At 40.7% G+C, this 19,330-nt stretch carries 19 protein-coding genes; 8 read left to right on the top strand and 11 right to left on the bottom strand.

The annotated features are described in order from the left end of the window. Window positions 1-45: 45 nt before the first annotated feature. From crtB to CDG76_RS15620, 4 genes are all read left to right on the top strand, one after another. Window positions 46-939 carry a cyanoexosortase B gene (crtB, locus tag CDG76_RS15635; protein ID WP_094349889.1) on the top strand — a complete coding sequence of 298 codons (894 nt, stop codon included), beginning with the start codon at window positions 46-48 and terminating at the stop codon, window positions 937-939. Window positions 940-1,175: 236 nt separating this feature from the next. Next, window positions 1,176-1,898 (top strand): cyanoexosortase B system-associated protein, encoded by a 723-nt coding sequence (locus CDG76_RS15630; protein WP_094349888.1) that lies wholly within the window; start codon window positions 1,176-1,178, stop codon window positions 1,896-1,898. 233 nt (window positions 1,899-2,131) lie between these two features. Then, window positions 2,132-3,490 carry a polysaccharide biosynthesis/export family protein gene (locus CDG76_RS15625; protein WP_094349887.1) on the top strand — a complete coding sequence of 453 codons (1,359 nt, stop codon included), beginning with the start codon at window positions 2,132-2,134 and terminating at the stop codon, window positions 3,488-3,490. 221 nt (window positions 3,491-3,711) lie between these two features. Next, window positions 3,712-5,886, top strand: a complete 2,175-nt coding sequence (locus tag CDG76_RS15620) for a GumC family protein (RefSeq protein WP_094349886.1) — start codon at window positions 3,712-3,714, stop codon at window positions 5,884-5,886. Window positions 5,887-6,039: 153 nt separating this feature from the next. Here the strand turns inward: CDG76_RS15620 and CDG76_RS15615 are convergent, their stop codons facing one another. Together CDG76_RS15615 and CDG76_RS15610 are read right to left on the bottom strand one after the other, a co-directional pair. Beyond that, window positions 6,040-6,711, bottom strand: a complete 672-nt coding sequence (locus CDG76_RS15615; RefSeq protein WP_094350020.1) for a rhomboid family intramembrane serine protease — start codon at window positions 6,709-6,711, stop codon at window positions 6,040-6,042. 129 nt (window positions 6,712-6,840) lie between these two features. Then, window positions 6,841-7,560 carry a rhomboid family intramembrane serine protease gene (locus tag CDG76_RS15610; protein WP_094349885.1) on the bottom strand — a complete coding sequence of 240 codons (720 nt, stop codon included), beginning with the start codon at window positions 7,558-7,560 and terminating at the stop codon, window positions 6,841-6,843. 252 nt (window positions 7,561-7,812) lie between these two features. On the opposite strand from CDG76_RS15610, the gene CDG76_RS15605 reads away from it, so the two are divergent. Next, window positions 7,813-8,427 (top strand): tetratricopeptide repeat protein, encoded by a 615-nt coding sequence (locus CDG76_RS15605; RefSeq protein ID WP_094349884.1) that lies wholly within the window; start codon window positions 7,813-7,815, stop codon window positions 8,425-8,427. A gap of 193 nt (window positions 8,428-8,620) precedes the next feature. Here CDG76_RS15605 and CDG76_RS15600 read toward each other — a convergent pair whose 3' ends face one another. From CDG76_RS15600 to uvrB, 6 genes are all read right to left on the bottom strand, one after another. After that, entirely contained in the window at window positions 8,621-8,926 is a 306-nt protein-coding gene (locus tag CDG76_RS15600; protein WP_223265247.1) for a helix-turn-helix domain-containing protein, read from the bottom strand. 138 nt (window positions 8,927-9,064) lie between these two features. After that, window positions 9,065-9,433, bottom strand: a complete 369-nt coding sequence (locus tag CDG76_RS15595) for a hypothetical protein (RefSeq protein ID WP_094349883.1) — start codon at window positions 9,431-9,433, stop codon at window positions 9,065-9,067. Window positions 9,434-9,582: 149 nt separating this feature from the next. Next, window positions 9,583-10,164 (bottom strand): Uma2 family endonuclease, encoded by a 582-nt coding sequence (locus CDG76_RS15590; protein ID WP_094349882.1) that lies wholly within the window; start codon window positions 10,162-10,164, stop codon window positions 9,583-9,585. Window positions 10,165-10,303: 139 nt separating this feature from the next. Further along, window positions 10,304-12,577 carry a DEAD/DEAH box helicase family protein gene (locus tag CDG76_RS15580; RefSeq protein ID WP_094349881.1) on the bottom strand — a complete coding sequence of 758 codons (2,274 nt, stop codon included), beginning with the start codon at window positions 12,575-12,577 and terminating at the stop codon, window positions 10,304-10,306. 371 nt (window positions 12,578-12,948) lie between these two features. After that, on the bottom strand, window positions 12,949-13,509 hold the full coding sequence (locus CDG76_RS15575; RefSeq protein WP_094349880.1) for a Uma2 family endonuclease: 561 nt from the start codon (window positions 13,507-13,509) through the stop codon (window positions 12,949-12,951). Between the two features lie 10 nt (window positions 13,510-13,519). Next, complete coding sequence (gene uvrB / locus CDG76_RS15570; RefSeq protein WP_094349879.1) at window positions 13,520-15,517, bottom strand: excinuclease ABC subunit UvrB; 1,998 nt, start codon at window positions 15,515-15,517, stop codon at window positions 13,520-13,522. Window positions 15,518-15,771: 254 nt separating this feature from the next. Here uvrB and CDG76_RS15565 point away from each other — a divergent pair, with 254 nt between their 5' ends. From CDG76_RS15565 to CDG76_RS15555, 3 genes are all read left to right on the top strand, one after another. Further along, entirely contained in the window at window positions 15,772-16,236 is a 465-nt protein-coding gene (locus CDG76_RS15565) for a hypothetical protein (protein WP_094349878.1), read from the top strand. Between the two features lie 347 nt (window positions 16,237-16,583). Beyond that, window positions 16,584-16,766, top strand: a complete 183-nt coding sequence (locus CDG76_RS15560) for a CsbD family protein (protein WP_069070399.1) — start codon at window positions 16,584-16,586, stop codon at window positions 16,764-16,766. 710 nt (window positions 16,767-17,476) lie between these two features. Beyond that, a complete protein-coding gene (locus tag CDG76_RS15555) occupies window positions 17,477-18,115 on the top strand; it encodes a histidine phosphatase family protein (RefSeq protein WP_094349877.1) in 639 nt (212 codons plus the stop codon). A 53-nt stretch (window positions 18,116-18,168) separates the two neighbouring features. On the opposite strand, the gene CDG76_RS15550 is transcribed toward CDG76_RS15555, so the two are convergent. The 3 genes from CDG76_RS15550 to CDG76_RS15540 are packed head-to-tail and all read right to left on the bottom strand — an operon-like array spanning window position 18,169 to window position 19,314. Next, window positions 18,169-18,606: a hypothetical protein gene (locus CDG76_RS15550; protein ID WP_094349876.1), complete on the bottom strand. Its 438-nt coding sequence runs from the start codon at window positions 18,604-18,606 to the stop codon at window positions 18,169-18,171. Between the two features lie 19 nt (window positions 18,607-18,625). Next, on the bottom strand, window positions 18,626-19,045 hold the full coding sequence (locus CDG76_RS15545) for a type II toxin-antitoxin system VapC family toxin (protein ID WP_094349875.1): 420 nt from the start codon (window positions 19,043-19,045) through the stop codon (window positions 18,626-18,628). Beyond that, window positions 19,042-19,314, bottom strand: a complete 273-nt coding sequence (locus tag CDG76_RS15540) for a hypothetical protein (RefSeq protein ID WP_094349874.1) — start codon at window positions 19,312-19,314, stop codon at window positions 19,042-19,044. The genes CDG76_RS15545 and CDG76_RS15540 overlap by 4 nt, the downstream gene beginning before the upstream one ends. Between the last annotated feature and the right edge of the window lie 16 nt (window positions 19,315-19,330).

Raw genomic sequence — 19,330 nt, 5'->3', positions numbered from 1 at the left:
GACCAATGACCAATGACTAATAACCAATGACTAATACTGAAAATCATGGCACTCCAGCAACAGGTTAAAAATATAAACGCATCAGGCTTGTTAAATCTAGCTATTTTAGGCGTTTTGCTGCTGCTTTATGCTCCAATATTGCTACACTGGTTGGATGGTTGGCTGCACAAAAATATCAGTACAGAACACGAATATTTCAGCCACGGAATTATTGGCCTACCATTTGCGGCTTATCTGGGCTGGATGAACCGGAAAAAGTGGAGGCGTTTGCCAGATACCATCAATCCTTTGGGCGCTGTTTTATTGTTATTAGGGGCAATTTTTTATCTTAGCGGTGTTACAGAGTGGGTTAACCTATCCTTGCCCGTGATATTAATCGGATTATGCTTGTGGTTTAAGGGAATAGCAGGTTTGCGATTACAAGGATTCTCTCTACTACTAGTATTTTTAGCAACCCCAACAGCATTACCCTATCTCATTGCTCCCTATACCATGCCTCTCCAAAGCTTCATCGCTGGCACAGCAGGCTTCATACTGAACCAATTTGGTATGGAAGTAACCGTAGATGAGATCAATCTTTATGTGGGAGGACGGATTGTAGAAGTTGCTCCCTATTGTGCAGGGCTGAAAATGTTGTTTACGACTCTCTACGTTGGCTTGATGCTGCTTTATTGGACAGATGCTTTGTCTTCACGGCGGACAACTATATCGTTTTTATCTCTGGCTGCGATCGTTAGTATTATTGCCAATATCATTCGTAATACTTTACTGACTTTCTTTCACGGCACGGGTCAAGAAGCGTCTTTTAAATGGCTGCATGAGGGTTGGGGTGGCGATCTCTACTCTGCTTGTATGCTGGTGTCACTAGTGCCCTTACTGAATTGGATTAATAGCTATTTTTCAGCATCTCTAGAAACTGAGCAAGAGGCAGAAAGTTAGAGGCATTGGGTATTAAGTAGAGGGGCAGAGGGGCAGCACTTCTCTACGAGAGGCTGCGCCAACGGCTACGCTCAGTGACCGAGGGGCAGAGGAGAAAATTTTCTGCAACTTCTCCCCTGTTCTCCATTCTTCACTCCCTTAATTTTTCATCACTTATACGTAAGTCCTAAATATTACTGAACTCACAATGTGATTTTATAAAGTAAGATTTTGCCTAAGTATTGCAAATTTTACTGATGACTTCCTTCTCTAAATTTTTCAAGGAAAACCAATTGACTCAGGTAGCAGCACTTTTGTTGTTGCTACTGCTGCTAGCAATGGCGGGGGTTCCCGGATATCTGACAGGACACTGGCAATGGAAACAGCCGCCCCCTGTTCCTACCCTCCACGAATTAAAACAGATCCGCAAGACTGGGTTAACCCTTCCTGGTTGGCAAACCATTGAACAAGCAGAACAGCAAATTGGCGAACATAATTGGTCTTTGCAGGTAATTAAAAAAGAAGGTTCCGAATCCCAAGCAATCCTGCTTTTGTTGCCGCAAAATGGGCCTATGGATCAACCAGAGGTAGAGTGGACAGATGTTAACGGTTGGGGAAGATCGCGCTGGGGAAAGTGGAATATAGCTCAATCTCGTTCTGCGGAATTTACTGTGAAACCATCTGCAAAGTTAGCTTCTAATGTCGAAACTAAAGTAGAAGCTAGGTTTTTTCGCGCCTCCACACCACAGCAAACCTTCGCTGTTTTGCAATGGTATGCGATGCCAGACGGCGGAAATCCATCACCTTTTCACTGGTTCTTGGCAGATCAACTGGCACAGTGGCGCAAGCAACGCACTCCTTGGGTTGGCGTGAGCATTCTGATTCCAATGGAACCTTTGGGGCAGGTAGAAACATCTTGGCCTTTAGCCCAGTCTATTGGGGAAACAGTTCAAGCTGCATTAATGGCAGGCGCTTTGTAGAGTCTGTTATAGATGCCCTTGTGCAGAGATTTATCAAGAGTATGTCTATAAATTGTGTTCAGGCTGAAACTCACCTAAAATGATGTTAACAACATGAAGTTAGAAATTAAATTGAGCAAAATTATTCTCTTTCTCTTGGTAAATACTTCTAGATAAAAGACACATTGAAGGCATTTTTAGAGTAAAATAACCACTCGGCGCGACTAATTTCTATATCAATATTTTCTACACCGATGTTCATAGATCCCAGTTACTATATGCGTGGATTCAGCGCCCTGTGTTTTGTCAGTCTTCAAGTAGGAGTTTTCTTAACAACACCTATCCAACTTGTTGTTGCCCAGCCTTTTCCATCTCAAGGACAATCACCAGGGAAATTCCCTTCACCTGTGCCAGTTAATGAAGTTGCACCTAGTGGTGCAAATGAAGAAATTTCCCCGCAACTGAGCCGCTACCTTTTGGGGCCAGGAGATGCAATTGGTGTTGTGCTTCAGCGTCCTCCTGGGCCATACCGTTTAGGCATAGGAGATGGAATTAGCGTTTCGGTTCAGCGCTTTCCAGATTTGAGCTTTCAAGCTTTAATCAACCCAGAAGGTAATATTGCGGTGCCGTTATTGGGAACAATTTCTTTACAAGGTTTAACTTTGGAAGAAGCTCAAGAAAAAATTCGCTTAGGTTTAAATCGTTATGTAGTCGATCCAATAATAGTTTTAGCATTAGCAACGCAGCGTCAAGACCTCAGTTTTCAAGCTGTAATTAGTCCAGAAGGCAACATCATCGTGCCGCAAGTGGGAACGGTGTCATTAAAAGGTTTAACCTTGGAAGAAGCTCAAGAAAAAATTCGTTTGGGCTTGAGTCGCTTTTTCCCAGATCCAATCGTGGTAGTATCCTTGGCAGGAACGCGACCAGTTCAAGTTACCATTAGCGGAGAAATATTTCGACCAGGAATTTATCCAATTAATTCACCAACACCCCGCGTTGCTGATGCTTTGCTAACATCTGGTGGTTCAACGTTGAATGCAGACCTGCGACAGGTGCAAGTACGGCGAAAGTTAATCGATGGTTCTGTGATTTCACAAACTATTGACTTATACGCAGCATTGCAAAATGGCGGTTCAATCCCGAATTTACGCTTACAAGACGGAGATGCAATACTCGTGCCCCGTCGTGAAGTTGGCAATGAGGATGGTTATGACCGCAATTTAGTAGCACGTTCATCCTTGGCCACACCACAAATTAGAGTCCGAGTTTTAAACTACGCTGCGGGTGGTCTTTCCATTCAAGCACTGCCTAACGGCAGTACATTTGTAGATGCTTTGGGAGGTGTAAATCTAGACACTGCTAATCTGAGAGATATCGCTCTGGTTCGCTTTGATTCGGAACGAGGCAAAGCTGTTACCCAAAAACTTGATGCTAAAAAAGCTCTAGGCGGTGATGCGTCGCAAAATGTAGCACTTCAAGATAATGATGTTATTGTTGTTGGTCGGAACCTCATTGGTAGAATTACTAATTTCTTGACCACCATTACCCAACCTTTCTTCAATGTTCAATCCTTTCTCCGGTTTTTTGACAATATCGGTGGTGGCTCAAATTAATAACATTAAAAGAAAGATAAAACCTAGAAATAGTTTGGAGTGTAGGAAGCCACATCTCTAACTGATATTTGAATTTATTAATGGAAAAATCTTAAAGATATCAACCGATATATACAGTAGGAAGTTGATAGCATCCTTGTATCAAAGCCACTATCTTTAGTTTGGTGCTTCCTAAATTTTGAATTTTGAATATTTAAATTTTGAATTGGAGCGAAGCGACCATGACCCCACCAATTGTTAAACGCTATCTTATTGCTTTTGATAAATATAAGTGGATTGGACTAGCTAGTTTTGGTTTAGTTGTCGCCGGATCAACTGTGGTAGCTATGCAACCAGAGCCACCTACTAGCTATATAGCATCTGGGGCACTTACTTATAGTGGACCACCAGTTTCTTTCTCTGCAACTGGTAATGAAATCCAACAGCAAGGGAAGGAACTAAATGAGGAAGTTTTACTATCAAACCAGATAATTGCAGGTGTGGCGGAGAAAGTTGGTGTCAAACCGAAACAACTCGGTGCAAGTCTTGCTCTTGCTCTACCTAAAAAAAATGCTAAGAGTGGAGAATTAGAATCTTCTACCTTTGAACTTAAATATGTAGATAGTGACGCCAAACGAGGCATACAGGTATTGACGGAATTGATGCAAGCAATGATCAAGTTGAGTAGTGACATCAATACTGGGCGATTACAAGCAATTATTCAAAAGATTAACGATCGCACACCACAAGCTAAACGGGAATTGCAAATTGCTGAAAAGAAGTTGGAACAGTACGATCGCGTCGAGCGAACAGCAATATTAGCAGCAGAGAATGGCAGCTTGTTAAGCGCCATTACTGCCAGCCAAAATCTACAACGGCAAATTCAATTAACTATTTCTGGGGTTGATGGTCAAGCTCGCAGTTTACAAAATAAGTTAGGCTTAACAGTCGGACAAGCTTATGTTTCTTCTGCTTTGAGTGCCGATCCAATTATTGGTAACTTACGAGCGCAAATTTATCAAAGTGAATCACAAATCGCTGTACTCAGAAAAGATTTGCGGCCGGAACATCCAACGATGGTGCAGTTAATGCGTCAGAAACAAGCTGCTGAGGAATTACTACAACAACGTGCTGCTGAAGTTTTAGGTGGTGGTGGGACGGCGGCTCCGCTTCAGGGTAGCGTTGCAGGTATTCGCACTCAAAGCAGCTTAGATCCAACACGCCAGCAATTGGCAAACCAAATGGTGTCTTTACAAACCCAACGGGAGACACTGCAACAACAACTAGCTCAAGAAATCCAACTAGAAGCGCGACTGCGGCGAGAGTATGCTTTGATACCCAATAAGCAATTAGAGCGATCGCGTTTAGAACAGGAGGTTGGACTCAAAAAAGCCATCTATGACCAAATGCAGGTGAAGCTAACCGATGCGAAAACCGCAGAGGCAGAAACGACTAGCAGCCTCAGTATTGCCAGACGCCCCGCAGTCACTGTCGATCCCAAACCTCCGAAGAGTGTGCCTATTACCCTTGCTGTGGGTGGTTTCTTAGGTGTATTGATTGGTGGCGGAGTGATATTTTTGTTGGGAGCGCTGGAAGGGACTTTCAAAACCAGAGAGGATATTCGCGAGAGCCTCAAGCAACGAGAAGTGGCACTGTTGGGAGAATTGCCTTTAATGCCAGTTGATGATTTGGAGCCAGATGCTGTACCGGTAGTATTTTCCCAAGATTCTCCTTATTTAGAATTTTATGAGAAATTCCGTAGTAATATGCGCCGCATTGGTGGTAAAAACTTAAAGGTAGTATTGATTACTAGCACCAGTAGCCTAGAGGGTAAAACAGCAAGTGCTTATAATTTGGGTGTCGCTTCCGCCCGTGCTGGTAAAAGAACCTTAATTATCGAAACAGATTTGCGATCGCCTTCCCGTTGTGCATCCTTAAAAGTAATTCCTGACCCGGAAGCCACTATTGAACCCCTACGTTATTACGCTAATTTGAGTGAATGTATTCGTTTAGTTCCTGATATTGAAAATTTATACATTCTTCCCAGCCCTGGCCCAGTACGGCAATCCGCTGCTATTCTTGAATCCAGCGAAATGCGGCGGCTGATAGAAGATGTCCGCGAACGTTTTGATTTAGTTATTTTAGATACTAGTCCCCTCAGCATATCCAACGACCCTTTGTTAATTCAACCCTACAGCGATGGGATCGTACTAGTGGCGCGACCAAACTATACGCAAGAAAATATGCTAGGTGAAGCTATCGATCAATTGGTTGAATCTGAACTAGGGTTATTGGGAGCAATTATTAATGGTGCTGATATCATCGTTTCTGTACCTGAAGAAGTTCCAAAATCATCAGCATTTACATCTGAGGTAGAACAGTCAGAAGAAGTTTCAGCGAGTGCCAACAAAAACTAATAGTTTCAAATGTGTAAATTTTAACGCAGACTATCGGATTCGCGTTGGCGTTCGCTTTAGCGTCTCTGAAAGAGAATCGTCTCGCAGAGAAGGTTAGCGCAGAGAATTGAAAGGGAGCAATTTTTGTGCTATGAGTTTCAGGAAATGCTGTATTCAGTCGCGTCGAAACAAGCCAAATAAGGGAGCAAGAATTACCCCAAATACAAAACCACCGATGTGCGCCCAATATGCAACTCCACCAGTTTGCACGGTCATATTAGCGGCTGTTTGTAGGGTAGCAAGACCGGATATCACATTTTGCACAACAAAAATTCCAATTATGATTAGTGCTGGAACTCTGATTGTGGTGATGAAAAACCCCAAAAATATTAAAGTCATAACTTGAGCATGGGGAAAGCGGATAATGTACGCACCCAAAATCCCAGAAATTGCACCACTTGCCCCCAAGGAAGGAATCTCAGAATTCATCCCAATAAACCATTGGCACAAGGCAGCTAAAGCACCACACGCCAAATAAAAAATCAGATATTTGGCATGACCTAATCGATCTTCAATATTGTTGCCAAAAACCCAGAGAAACACCATATTTGAGATTAAGTGCCACCAACCACCATGTAAGAATTGCGACGTAAATAACGTTATCCACTCTCCATTTAAATTGGTGGTTAACTCTTGAGGTACTACTGCATACTCACTTAAAAACTGACTCAATTGTGGATGTGACAGGCTCACCTCGTGAATAAAAACTAAAACATTCATGCCAATTAACCCATAGGTGAAATATGGGGTAATTCGCGTCGGATTTTCATCGTAGAGGGGAAACACAGGTGTTTTTCCTAAATTATTGACTAACTGCAATATAGCTTGTAAGGCTAGCAGTTGCGAAGGTTAAACAATTTCACCTATTATTAAATTAATCAGTATAATTGAGGGTAACTACGATACTAAAAAAAATTACTTATACCAAGATTCTTCCTGGGATTTATCACTAAATAAACCCAACAGTGGGCCGAGAATTGCCCCAAAGATAAACCCGCCGGCATGGGCCCAGTAGGCAATACCACCGCTTTCCATACCGATGTTGGTACGTGCTTCCAGGCTGGTAAGTCCGTAGAAGGCTTGTTCGAGAAACCAGAATCCTAAAAAGAAATATGCGGGGACACGGAAAGTTGGGAAGAAAAACCCTAAAGGTACAACGCCAAGGACTTCGGCATTGGGAAAGCGGAGAATGTATGCACCCATAACACCTGCGATCGCACCACTTGCACCCAAAGAAGGAATGCTAGAATCTTGAGCGAAGAACCACTGTGTTAAAGATGCCAAAACACCGCAAGATAAATAAAACAGTAAATATTTGGCATGGCCTAACTTATCTTCAACGTTGTTGCCAAAAATCCAGAGAAACAACATATTACCGGCTAAGTGCAAGAAACCACCGTGCAGGAATTGGGAAGTAATCAAAGTTGCCCATTCTGGAACTGGTTGATGTACAGAGATGCCGCCAAAGCTTAAGGTGAGTTCTCGTGGAACTACAGCCGCAAGGTGTAAAAATCCATTTAATGCTTGTGGGGGAAGACTTGCTTCATAAATAAAAGCGAGGACATTGACAGCAATCAGCCCATAAGTTACATAAGGCGTGATTTTTGTCGGATTATTATCTCTAATGGGAACCACGAGCGTTTTTTCCTGATTTTAAGACAGCAATTCTACAATACGGAATTTTGTAAGTAGTTTCTTCTACCTCGTGGATGGATCTCAGTTTAATATTTGAGATTTATTGTAGGACTTACCTTGAAGCAGTAAGCATCATGCCATAATTTTCCAGTTAGAGAAGAAAGGAGCTTGACTACAGTGCTGATTTTGTTTATCTAAGATGTTCCATAAGATGATATATGCTAGTTAATTCTCATATAGGCTTGGTTACCCATGTTTTTTTCAAATTCTCTGGAAAATCAACTCCAGCGCTGGAACGAAACCATTCGCAATCAGCCAAAAAACCCTAATGCTTACATTCGCCGAGGCATGGTTAACTTTCAACTGGCCAAAATTGATGAATCTATTCAAGATTTCGACACAGCAGAGCAATTGGATGTTCGTATTAAACCTTATCTCTGGCAACGGGGATTATCGTATTATTATGCAGAAAGATTTGCTGAGGGCGCTGAACAATTTGAAATAGATTTGACTGTAAATGCTCAAGATGTAGAAGAAACAGTATGGCGATATCTCTGCATAGCTCGTTCATTAGGTGTTGAAGAGGCGCGTAATTCTTTACTAACTGTAAAAAATGACCCTCGACGTATTATGCAGCGCGTATATGATTTGTATGCTGGTAATTGTACACCAGACGATGTTTTAATTGTTGGTCAATCAGAAGGGATAAAGGGAAATTTTTACAGTCATCTTTACTTGGGATTATATTACGAAGCTCAAAATAATCTTGGTTTAGCTCAGGAATATATAGTTAAAGCTGCTGAGAATTACAAAATTGATGATTATATGTGGTATTTAGCGCAGGTACATAAGAAATTGCGAGGATGAACTAAGATTTTTCTTAGATAAACTACCAGTTTTCTGCAATTGCTGGAGCTATTAATTGCTTCTAATACCATTTCTTTGTGAGGCTGCGCCAAACCCTTTTAACTTCTTTCTTTACTTTGTGTCCTTCTCTGACGAGACGCTGCGCGAATGCGTCCTTTGCGGTTCGTTTTCCTTTCTTGTACTTAAACATGGTTTAGCGTATCTTCATACAGAATTGGTATAAGTCTGAACCACTGATGAGGGGAACTTTCCCTGGTGCATGTTTGACTTCAAGCAAGCCCCTTCGTCCTTCATCTTTATACTTTCTCACCCAACGAGTTATGGTTGCTTCATCACGTCCTAAACGTTCTGCCAGCGATCGCCTGCTGCTGACTTGACCACTCTTAAGCCAATAGAGCATTTGCAATCTTTCTTTACTGCTTGCCGCTGTGGCATGTCTGATAGCTTTTTCCAATTCTTCAAGGCTTTCTGAAATCTCAATTTGGAATGGACGACTCATAACAAAATCACTAAATGCACCCGTTTAGAAGTTTGGCATAGTTTGGCGCATCTTCATACAGAATTGGTATAAGCTAATCTCATTCAGCAGATCAACATTACTTGCTACCATCTTCGGATATCCTTGCTCTCAATAAATCTAGTAATTCTCGTAATGCGCTAATAGCTTCTTGTCGTCTTGAAGCCAAAAAAGTTTCGTTAACTGAAAAAGATGCTTGAGAATTTTCACTATCAGGATAGAAAGTAATTTCTCTTTTAAAGAAACTAAGGTTTCACGTTCCATATCAGCAGTATTAATTACCGCCTGTTCAATGGCATCTACCAAGTATCTCAGCTTCTTGTGAGCAGAAAAATCTTCAATAATCGTAGGAGACGTTCTCTTTTCTGGTAACTCTATGTCACCTGCAAAGATTCCTGCTTCTACTTGCTCAACAACCCATCCAAATCGGCGATCTTCAAGCATTGATAAAAGTTTTCTGTAAGCTAGCTCAGATTCTTCTGCATTCATCGCATCGCTGATGGGTAGGTATGTATTGAAGCATTAACTTGTCAACTATTATTTCACTACTAACCATCTTACTGCCAATCCTGATATTACCTATTCTCCTGTCTCTCCAAAAGGCTAAGATTTATGAGGCAACCTTATCAATCATCTATTCAATTTTCAGTTGCTTCAGTTTCAAACTGCACTTGGCGATATAAATGGGCGATCGCAATTTCTACATCTACAGATTCCAGCCGCAATATATCGCCTAAATTATACTCCGACAGCACCCATTTCCCCTGTTCGTTGCGCCGAAACACTTCTACAATCGGTTGAGCTACTTGTACCAAGACATATTCTTGCAAGGTTGAAGATTGGCGATATTTGCCAAACTTTTTCCCCCTATCGGCTGCTTCTGTTGAAGGTGATAACACTTCGATAATTAAGCAGGGAAATTGTACTAATTGTGGATCAGTATCTCGCTCATCGCAAGTCACCACCACATCTGGATAAAAATACTTTTGCCCAGGTTCTACCTGAACCTTCACATCTACAATGTACACTTCGCAGGTGCGATCGGCTAGGGCATCATCTAAGAACTTAAAGAAATTTCCAGAAACCCGATTATGGTTGCGTGTAGCACCACTCATCATCACAACTTCGCCATCCCAATACTCGTAGCGTTCCTCTTGGGTAGGTTCCCAAACCAGATATTCTTCTGCACTCATCAAAATGTTGTCGGGTAAAGCAACCATCGTAGCGATCGGGGAATGAGTTACTTTTCTAGGATAGCGAAAAAAGGACGTTCTCTTTATTGCTACCCTGACTAAGCAGTAATATTTCAGGATTTTATATTGCTAATGTTTAATGCGATCGCGCCATTTTGCCGCTTCTTCAAATTCTAGTTTTTAGGTTTTCTAACCGAGTCTTTTCTGTGTGAGCTTTACGAGATAAAACTTGAAGATTATCTAGCGTGGTTAAACCACCTTTTGACATCGGTATGATGTGATCAATTTGGAAATCCCTTCGCATCTGGCTCTTAAACTCACTCATAGCACAGTTAATAAATCCCTTTGTATTTGTATATTTAGCAAACACAGCATCCTTAATATCTCTATACTCGGCTGGATCTCTCTCCCTAATTTCAACGAGTGAAAGACTTTCTATGGGTACTGTGTCAGGAATTACGATTGGTGGAGTAACTATCAGATCAGGGTAAACTCCGAGCAGTTTATTAATTTCAATGTCTACTTGCTTCTTGAAATACAGATAGTTATATCCAAATAGAACTTGCCAAAAGGATTGAGTGTCATTCCATAGAGAAGTGAGATATTCAGTTACTTGTCTAAGGGTTAAATCATTTTCGTATATATGCCTCGCTACAATTGACAAATCACACTTTCTACGTTCACTAAACGCAATAAATTCTGGCTCCATCTGTTTTTGAGCGTAGAAACGTAGAATATTCTCAACATCAGCATCTCTATAGCCAAGTAGGAATGAATGATCGGGAAAATAAAGTTTCTTTGTGAGTTGCAGCAGATATTTAAGTTCTTCGTCAGTTAATATCTCTCTGTTTTCGATATCAACGCTCTTAAATACAGTCTCTAAATCATTGACGAAGCTATCGTAAGCCTCTTCTGTATCATTATATAGAAGTACATCATAGTTTCTAGATAGAGGTTCACCAGATTCAGAAGGTTCAAGAATAGAGAAACAATAAATTCCAACGGGAACTCGTCTCAAAAAGTCTAATTTTTCCCAGTCATTAGTATCGATAGAATCATCCATCATGCGGGTAAATTCTTCAATCTTTTCAATAGAGATAAGTCGAGCAATTCTCTTCATTGTCTCGATACCTGTATCGCGGAATTCCCCCTCTTCTGTAATCAACTTCTCAGGATTGACCCAGTTAATCTTGTCTTCCCAATTGTCAATAAAGCTTACAACATAAGCCTTTTCTGTACCATCTGCCTTCTGCCCACGTAAGGCTCTACCTATCATCTGTGTCATTAGAATCGTAGAAGTAGTTGGGCGAGTCAGAAAAACAGTTTGAATTTTGGGTAAATCGGTTCCCTCAGTTAACATCTCTACATTAATGAGTACTTCAAGCTCTCCTCTTCTAAATCGCTTGATTTTCTCAGCATTTTCTTTTACAGAAACTGTAGCTCCTGTATTTGCATCTGATATTTTTGACGCTACAAAATCAGAGTTAATCCCTCGTTTCTGAAATAAGCTATTTAATGCGATCGCGTGTTGAATATCAACTGCAAAAACTAATAGTGGTTTATACTTATCTTGATGATCAACGTAGTGATCAACAATCCGTTTGTTACGGATATCAGACATTGCGATCCTTTCGGCTACCTTTTTGGGCAGCTTATCAAAATTCTCGATCGCTTTGATGTCTTTATCGGTCAATTCCCGATAAAAATCTAGTTTTGTTTCTAAGTTATCGAAAATTGGTTCAGCAAGAATTCCTCTAGTAATGAGTGTTCTTAAGTGTTCTGAAAAGATAATGTCGTCAGGAAAAACTTTTTTAAGTAGACCTTGTTCACCTTTATCTGTTCTGAATGGAGTCGCTGTCAACCCCAACATTCTGAAACTATCTGCCTTGCCTCTATCTTTAAAGTTTTGCTTGATGTCGTTAATTAGTTTTCGATAAGTTTTTGCTGTTGCGTGATGTGCTTCATCAACTACCAATAGAACTGCATCAGAATGTTTAACCCAATTGTCGAGGAGGTGGTTTAATCCACTATTTAGACTATCTTTACTAGCAATAATAATATCGTCAGTTGGTTGAATATTAACAGGACGATCATGTTTAGGATGACCGGAAATCACACGATATCTAAACTTTTCGACATTATTGAGCAATGAAGGATCGGCACTAAATTTCAACGTCTCAAAGGCTTGGTCAAGTAACTCATGCCGATGAGCGATCCACAAAACTTTTTTTCCCTTATCGATAAAGTTACGTAGTAACCAATTAATCGCTATCAAAGTTTTTCCGCCACCCGTAGGCAAAACTAGTAAGCCTTCAAATGGAGACTTGTTTTTTTGATCCAGTGCTTTGATTGCCTCGTTCTGGTGAGCGTAAAGTTCTCTAGGATTTTTGCCTGCATTAACTTTGATCTGACCTGAATACTCAACTTCAACTGTTTGCATAGTAGTGGAAACCAAAGATAATTATGGATTTGGGTTTTGTTCAATTGCTCACAACCTTGCAGCACCCTTAATCACAGTGTTCCCGATTTCAAGGCAATCAATAACAATCTCAGTGCAATTGCCCTATGCATAACGTCAAGGTAGATAAATACTTGATACCAATAGATAAGCTTTCGGCTGCGCCGCCTCATCTGGGCACATCTACGCATCTTCATTGCTAGTTTCGGTTTCAAACTGCACTTAGCGGTACAAATCAGGGTAAGGGTAGCCCGTCGTAGACATCACTATTTCCACATCCGCCGAATTGCTACCCTAACCAACCACTAATGCTCTAGCATTTTATTTCGTAGGTGCTTTCTGGCGATCGCCTCTCAGATTTTTCGCAACAATTCCCGAATAACGATCGCACAATCACCAAAAGCTAAAGGTGAAATTGTCACATCCTCTGCAAGTATGCTTTCACTGTGATAGCCGTCTGGACTGGGGAGACGATACATATACAACTTGCGTCCATTCACATCTAAAATCCAGTACTCAATAATACCTGACTTCGCATAAGCGATCGCTTTTACTTCTCGATCATATTTGAGACTGGAATCAGCTATTTCAATCAGTAAAAACACTTCGGAAGCATCAGGATGGTGATCCTCATAATCTAATGGATTCAGCTTCACTACTGAAATATCTGGTTCTGGTTCCGAATAATCGTCAAGTTGCACTGGTGACTGGATTCTTAATAAAACTTTGTCACCCAAACGTTGACGTAATAACCTTTCTGTGCGGGTAATTCCTGATTCGTGAGCAGTTCCTTTTGCTGACATTCTGATGATTTGTCCCGCGATTAATTCTAAGCGTTCTTCAGGATGAAAAATACCCATTTCCGCCATTTGGTGATATTCTCGAACACTAATTAGGCGAATATTGGTAAGCATAAGATTCACGTTAACGTCCTAACATTTTATCCCGCAGATGTTTAATGCGATCGCGCAATTTCCCCGCCTCTTCAAATTCCAGTTTCTTCGCCGCTTCTTTCATCTGCGCTTCCAACAAAGTAATCAACCCTGGAATCTGTTCTAATGGCAGTTCATCTAGATGTTCATCTACAACTTTCAAGTCAGTTGCATTCAACCGCCGAGATACATCTAAAAAAGCCAAAATCGCATTACTTGATTTTTTCACAATTGGTTGTGGTGTAATCCCATGCAATCGATTATGTGCCGTTTGAATCCCACGCCGCCTATCTGTTTCATCAATAGCTTTAATCATGCTACCTGTCATATTATCGGCATACAAAATCGCCTGTCCCTGGACGTGACGTGCGGCTCTACCAATAGTTTGAATTAAGGAACGCTCGGTTCTCAAAAAACCTTCTTTATCTGCATCCATAATTGCTACTAAGGAAACTTCGGGTAAATCCAACCCTTCCCGCAGCAAATTCACACCAACCAAAACATCAAATTTACCCTCGCGCAAGTTCTGCAAAATTTCAATGCGCTCAATAGAAGTAATCTCGGAATGTAAATACCGTACCCTTATACCGTGGTCTTGCAAATATTCGGTTAAATCTTCCGCCATGCGTTTGGTTAACGTGGTAATTAACACTCGTTCATGGCGGTCGGCTCTATCTTTAATTTCTCCCAACAAATCATCAATTTGTCCTTCTGTAGGACGCACAGAAATTTCTGGATCAACCACCCCAGTTGGTCGAATCACTTGCTCAATTACATGATCTTCAGAAACTTCTATTTCCCAATTTCCGGGAGTTGCTGATACAAAAATGCACTGATTCATCTTTTGCCAGAATTCTTCTGCTTTCAAAGGACGGTTATCAGCAGCACTAGGAAGCCGAAATCCATGTTCAATTAAAACTTTTTTTCTCGCTTGGTCGCCGTTATACATCCCGCGAATTTGGGGTACAGTAACGTGAGATTCATCGATAATTAATAGCCAATCTTTAGGAAAATAATCAATTAAACATTCTGGTGATTCTCCAGCTTGTCTTCCTGCTAAGTGACGGGAATAATTCTCAACGCCGTTGCAATAACCGACTTCGCGTAGCATTTCTAGGTCATAGCGTGTACGTTGATCTATGCGTTGCGCTTCTAATAATTTCCCAGCTTGTTCTAAGTCTAGTTTTTGCTGTTTTAACTCGGCTGCAATATCATTACAAGCTACTTCTAACCGTTCTTCTGGGGTGACAAAGTGACGTGCAGGGTAAACATTCACCGCTTCCAAGCTTTTGAGAATTTCCCCTGTCACCGGATCAATGTAGCGAATTGCGTCAATTTCATCACCAAAGAATTCGACGCGAATAATTCGGTCTTCATAAGCTGGGCCAATTTCTAAGACATCGCCTCGGACGCGAAATTTTCCCCGACCCATTTCTATGTCGTTGCGGCTATATTGAACATTTGCCAAATCCCGTAAAATTTGGCGTTGATTTACTTCCATACCTATCTGAAGAGGGATGGCAGCTTTCAGATATTCTGCTGGCATTCCCAAACCGTAGATGCAGCTGATGGAAGCAACGACAATGACATCACGACGTTCAAACAGCGATCGCGTCGCTGAATGCCGCAACATATCTATTTCATCATTAATCGCCGCCGTTTTTTCAATATAAGTATCGGTGACGGGAATATACGCTTCTGGTTGATAATAATCGTAGTAGCTGACAAAGTACTCGACTGCGTTGTTGGGAAAGAAATCTCGCAACTCGTTACAAAGCTGTGCAGCCAAGGTTTTGTTATGCGCCAGAACTAAAGTAGGCTTGCCAATTTTCTCAATAACTGCTGCTACCGAAAATGTCTTGCCAGTTCCAGTGGCTCCTAGTAAAGTTTGGTAACGATTACCAGCTTGGATACTCGCGGTGAGTTGTGCGATCGCTTGTGGTTGATCGCCTGTAGGACTAAAGGGAGCTTGAAGACAAAATTCTGTCATACAGTTTTGCTGTAAATACCCTATCTCATGGTGACGATTCCGCCCTGTGTCCATTGTAGCTGGCTTCTTAAACTAAAATAAATAGTAATAATTGTTTACGAAAATTATTAATTCAAGTTTACTTATGTATCAGTTTTAAAGATACTTATATCTATGTGAGGTTTTTTAAGGTTAAACTCTAAGGTATATGGGAAAAAATTTCATCTTTCCTTAATTATTGTAAAATTCAATTAACAAACTAGAGGTGTTCGTTTATGACTATTAGCAACACTGGCAAAGCAACCAGTTCTCGGCAAAAGTATGCCAAGTCTCCAGGGGAAGCTACAGAGGGAGTTGAAAATCAACAAGACCAGAGCTTGAATGCAGATAAAGTCGAGGAAGTTACTGAACTGCCAGCTGGAGCTTCTGGAACACTCGCCATTTCTGGAATTCGTCCTATAGGCGCTAGCGACTTAGAAGTTGCTGAACACCTCTCAATTGCTGGGGTGCGCCCTGTTAGCACTAGTACGTTAGAAGTAGTTGAAACCTATAACTCAATGGGTATTCGTCCAATTGGCGCTAACACATTCCAAGTCGTTGAAAGTATCAATCTCTCTGGGATTCGTCCAATTGCCTCAAGTTCATTGGTGATTTCTGACAGCTATTCAACATTCGGTAATCGTCCGATAGCACCAAATGAGATTGACAATTCTGAAACCCTGATGGGTTTTCTCGATTAAACAAAAAACATCCCCATAACTTTATTAACCCAGTTTCGTATAGAAACTGGTTTTTTTATTTAAACAGTTAAAAGCAGAGATTACCATATTTACATTTGTTCTATGTCTTTTAGCATAGGTAACTAAACTATTCGTACTTTCTTTTACATTCAAACAATAGCCAGAATGCTTACTACAACTACTTTCTTAATTTTTAATTTTTAATTTTTAATTTTTAATTGTTTAATATGCCTTGTGGTGGAAGGCTTTAGCAAAAACTTTAAGCTACTGTTTATAAGTAATCACAAAAAATTTCAAAGTTAGTTTATAGCTTTGAAGTTAATTTTTAATAAAATCAGGAGTACAAAATGAGCATTGAAGATCGCGCAAAGGCTGCTGCTAAAAATGTTGAAGGTAAAGCCCAAGAAGCTTTAGGAAATATCACTGGAGATCCAGAAGATAAAGCCAAAGGTAAAGCAAAGCAAGCTGAAAGTGAAGTACGTCACGGAATTGAAGACGTAAAAGATAATGTCAAGAAAAACATTGACTAATAATTCATAATTTTTTTGCAGAAAATGTAGGGATATAAATGGGGTGGATTGCATTTTTGCAGAAAAATTTGAATTGTTAAAGAACCAAGCTAAACTCTTTTGATATCCTCTAGGCAGGGATTAGAGAGTAGAGTATCAGCTTGATTGGAAGAATTTTTGTAGAGACGTAATTAATCACGTCTCTACACTTTCCAATGAATTTTATTTATTTTATTTAATTTAAAATTTAGATATCACTATAGCGGTTCTCGAATGGAAGCAATACATTTTGACCTCTCTCCAAACCTCTCTCCTTTTAGGAGAGAGGTTTTAAATGTTACTCCCCTTCCCTTGTAGGGAAGGGGCTGGGCGTTAGGTCTGTATTACACTACACTCAACAGAGAAGCGCTATAAATTATATTAATTATTTGACTCAACACATAAATCCAACTGAATGACTGCTGATGATATTAGCAGAGCAGCGTGATATCTAAGACGGGCGTAGCTGTGATATAGCGGTTCCCGATCTGGTGAGGTACGTTATCAAAGCTACTAAGCTTGCTCACAAAGATTTGGGTGTACCTCAGTTGCTTAGGAAACGCTATAACTTTGCTCAATCTGAAGATTATTCCAAACATCATGAAATTGTAGTACTATAGCACGGGCATTAACTATCTTCAGCTACATCTGATTGTTAGCGCTCTTAAATTTACAATCGATGAGAATATACCGTGAGCCTAACTCTTTATTTCCTCCGTCACGGACAGACAGAATGCAGCCGCAATAATTCCTTTTGCGGTTCCATAGACTCAGAACTTACCCCAGAAGGGTTGGAGATGGCAAAGGCTTTTGCTGACGCATATAGTTCTAAGGATTGGACAGCAATATTTTGTAGTCCAATGCAGCGAACTGTATTGACAGCAAAACCTTTGTGTGAAGCAATAAAGATAGAACCACAACTTAGAGATGGTTTAAAAGAAATTAACTATGGTAAATGGGAAGGAAAAACGCCAGAAGTAATTAGCCGTGAATATCACGATGATTATATTCGCTGGTCAGCAGATCCGGCTTGGAATGCTCCAACTGGTGGAGAAATGGCTGTCACAATTGCTTCTCGTGCCTTGCAGGTAATTGAAGAAATCAAGCAAAATTATAGTAGTGGTAATGTTTTAGTTGTTGCACACAAGGCAACTATCAGAATTATGCTGTGTAGTGTACTGGGGATTGATGTGGGACGCTTCCGTTTTCGTTTGGGATGCCCTGTTGCTTCGGTCAGTATTGTAGAATTTTCCTCACATGGCCCGCTATTAAAGGTTTTGGCAGACCGTAGTCATTTGGATGAACGTTTGCAAAATTTACCGGGAACGTGAGAGAAGTTAGGAGAGACGCGATTAATCGCGTCTGTACAATATTATTTTTACCCTTACTCTGGCTGGCTATCAGGCTCAGTGTATTTGCAGAGAACGTTTATTCCAATTTTGATAATATATAACACGACAATTGTAGCGATCGCACCATCAATCGGTATTCCATGCACTGCTGCAACGGCAACCAGGGAGCCAATGATACTATTGAGCAGAGAAGAACTACCAGGGTTATTGGTGTATTCTTTGATTTTGCCCCGTAAACCATCATCACCACAGATTTCTGCACGGATTTCGTCGAGGGTCAGCTGCAAAATAGATTTTTTGCCCCTACTATAATCTGTTGTGCCGACTTTCTCTTGCCAGAGTGCATCAAAACTAGCTTCTAGATTCCCGTTGTGATGCTGTAGAGTAGTAAGCGCTTTTTGCGCTGGGGTGTCGTTTGGCAGAAGTTGCTGAAGTTCTTGGATTTCGACAGGGGTTAATTGGGGATTCATATATATTTGACTTAATTATTTATGGAGTAGTTGTTAGTTCCTGAATCAACTCATCAGGTGTGATAATTCTGGGAGTAGCAACTGGAAAATCTCTAGGATTGCGAGTAATAATAGCATCTAAGTGATTTAGTGCCGCAGTGCTGTATTGAATAGCGTCTTCAAAATCTCTAAAGTTAAGGTTTAGTGCCATGTTGATTGTGGTACTGTCTACAGTGGCGACTTGGCAAAAGGTAACTATTTCCCTCAAAAATTCAAGGGCTAAATTTCGATCTTTATCTTTACGGATGATGTAGTAAATGTCACTAAAGGAAGATGCACAGATGTAGCCTTCTATCTGCCCCGCTTCAACAAATGATACAACTGTCTCGCTATTGCCAAAAAAAGGTTGTCGCTCAAGAGCAACATCCAGAATAACATTGCTGTCTAAAAAGACTTTCACAGATTATGTTTCTCCTTTAAAGCTTCCCATCTGGCTTGGTCTGGGTCAAAATCAGAAGGCGTGGGTTGTGTTTTTTCAAACCAGCCTTGCAAAGCTTTGATTTTTGTTTGTCTCTTCGGCTTTTCTAGCTGTGACTCAGTAGAAGTTTCCAAGGATGGAACTGGCTGCAAAATAATCACTTCCACTTTTCCAGGAGCAATATTTAGAGGTTCGTCAATAATTAAATGACCTGATTCATCAATTGTGGCGTTTAGCTTGTAGGCTTGCATACTTTTGCTCCTTTTT

It is taken from the genome of Nostoc sp. 'Peltigera membranacea cyanobiont' 210A (assembly GCF_002246015.1).
Classification (GTDB): domain Bacteria; phylum Cyanobacteriota; class Cyanobacteriia; order Cyanobacteriales; family Nostocaceae; genus Nostoc.
Note: the sequence above shows the minus strand (reverse complement) of the source record. Positions and strands in the feature narration are given on the sequence as shown.

Coding starts and splice junctions, on each gene's coding strand:
- CDG76_RS15625 (WP_094349887.1), top strand. CDS start 2,132: ATGTTCATAGATCCCAGTTACTATATGCGTGGATTCAGCGCCCTGTGT.
- CDG76_RS15605 (WP_094349884.1), top strand. CDS start 7,813: ATGTTTTTTTCAAATTCTCTGGAAAATCAACTCCAGCGCTGGAACGAA.
- CDG76_RS15600 (WP_223265247.1), bottom strand. CDS start 8,926: ATGAGTCGTCCATTCCAAATTGAGATTTCAGAAAGCCTTGAAGAATTG.
- CDG76_RS15560 (WP_069070399.1), top strand. CDS start 16,584: ATGAGCATTGAAGATCGCGCAAAGGCTGCTGCTAAAAATGTTGAAGGT.
- CDG76_RS15595 (WP_094349883.1), bottom strand. CDS start 9,433: ATGAATGCAGAAGAATCTGAGCTAGCTTACAGAAAACTTTTATCAATG.
- crtB (WP_094349889.1), top strand. CDS start 46: ATGGCACTCCAGCAACAGGTTAAAAATATAAACGCATCAGGCTTGTTA.
- CDG76_RS15620 (WP_094349886.1), top strand. CDS start 3,712: ATGACCCCACCAATTGTTAAACGCTATCTTATTGCTTTTGATAAATAT.
- CDG76_RS15540 (WP_094349874.1), bottom strand. CDS start 19,314: ATGCAAGCCTACAAGCTAAACGCCACAATTGATGAATCAGGTCATTTA.
- CDG76_RS15565 (WP_094349878.1), top strand. CDS start 15,772: ATGACTATTAGCAACACTGGCAAAGCAACCAGTTCTCGGCAAAAGTAT.
- CDG76_RS15630 (WP_094349888.1), top strand. CDS start 1,176: ATGACTTCCTTCTCTAAATTTTTCAAGGAAAACCAATTGACTCAGGTA.
- uvrB (WP_094349879.1), bottom strand. CDS start 15,517: ATGACAGAATTTTGTCTTCAAGCTCCCTTTAGTCCTACAGGCGATCAA.
- CDG76_RS15590 (WP_094349882.1), bottom strand. CDS start 10,164: ATGGTTGCTTTACCCGACAACATTTTGATGAGTGCAGAAGAATATCTG.
- CDG76_RS15575 (WP_094349880.1), bottom strand. CDS start 13,509: ATGCTTACCAATATTCGCCTAATTAGTGTTCGAGAATATCACCAAATG.
- CDG76_RS15550 (WP_094349876.1), bottom strand. CDS start 18,606: ATGAATCCCCAATTAACCCCTGTCGAAATCCAAGAACTTCAGCAACTT.
- CDG76_RS15580 (WP_094349881.1), bottom strand. CDS start 12,577: ATGCAAACAGTTGAAGTTGAGTATTCAGGTCAGATCAAAGTTAATGCA.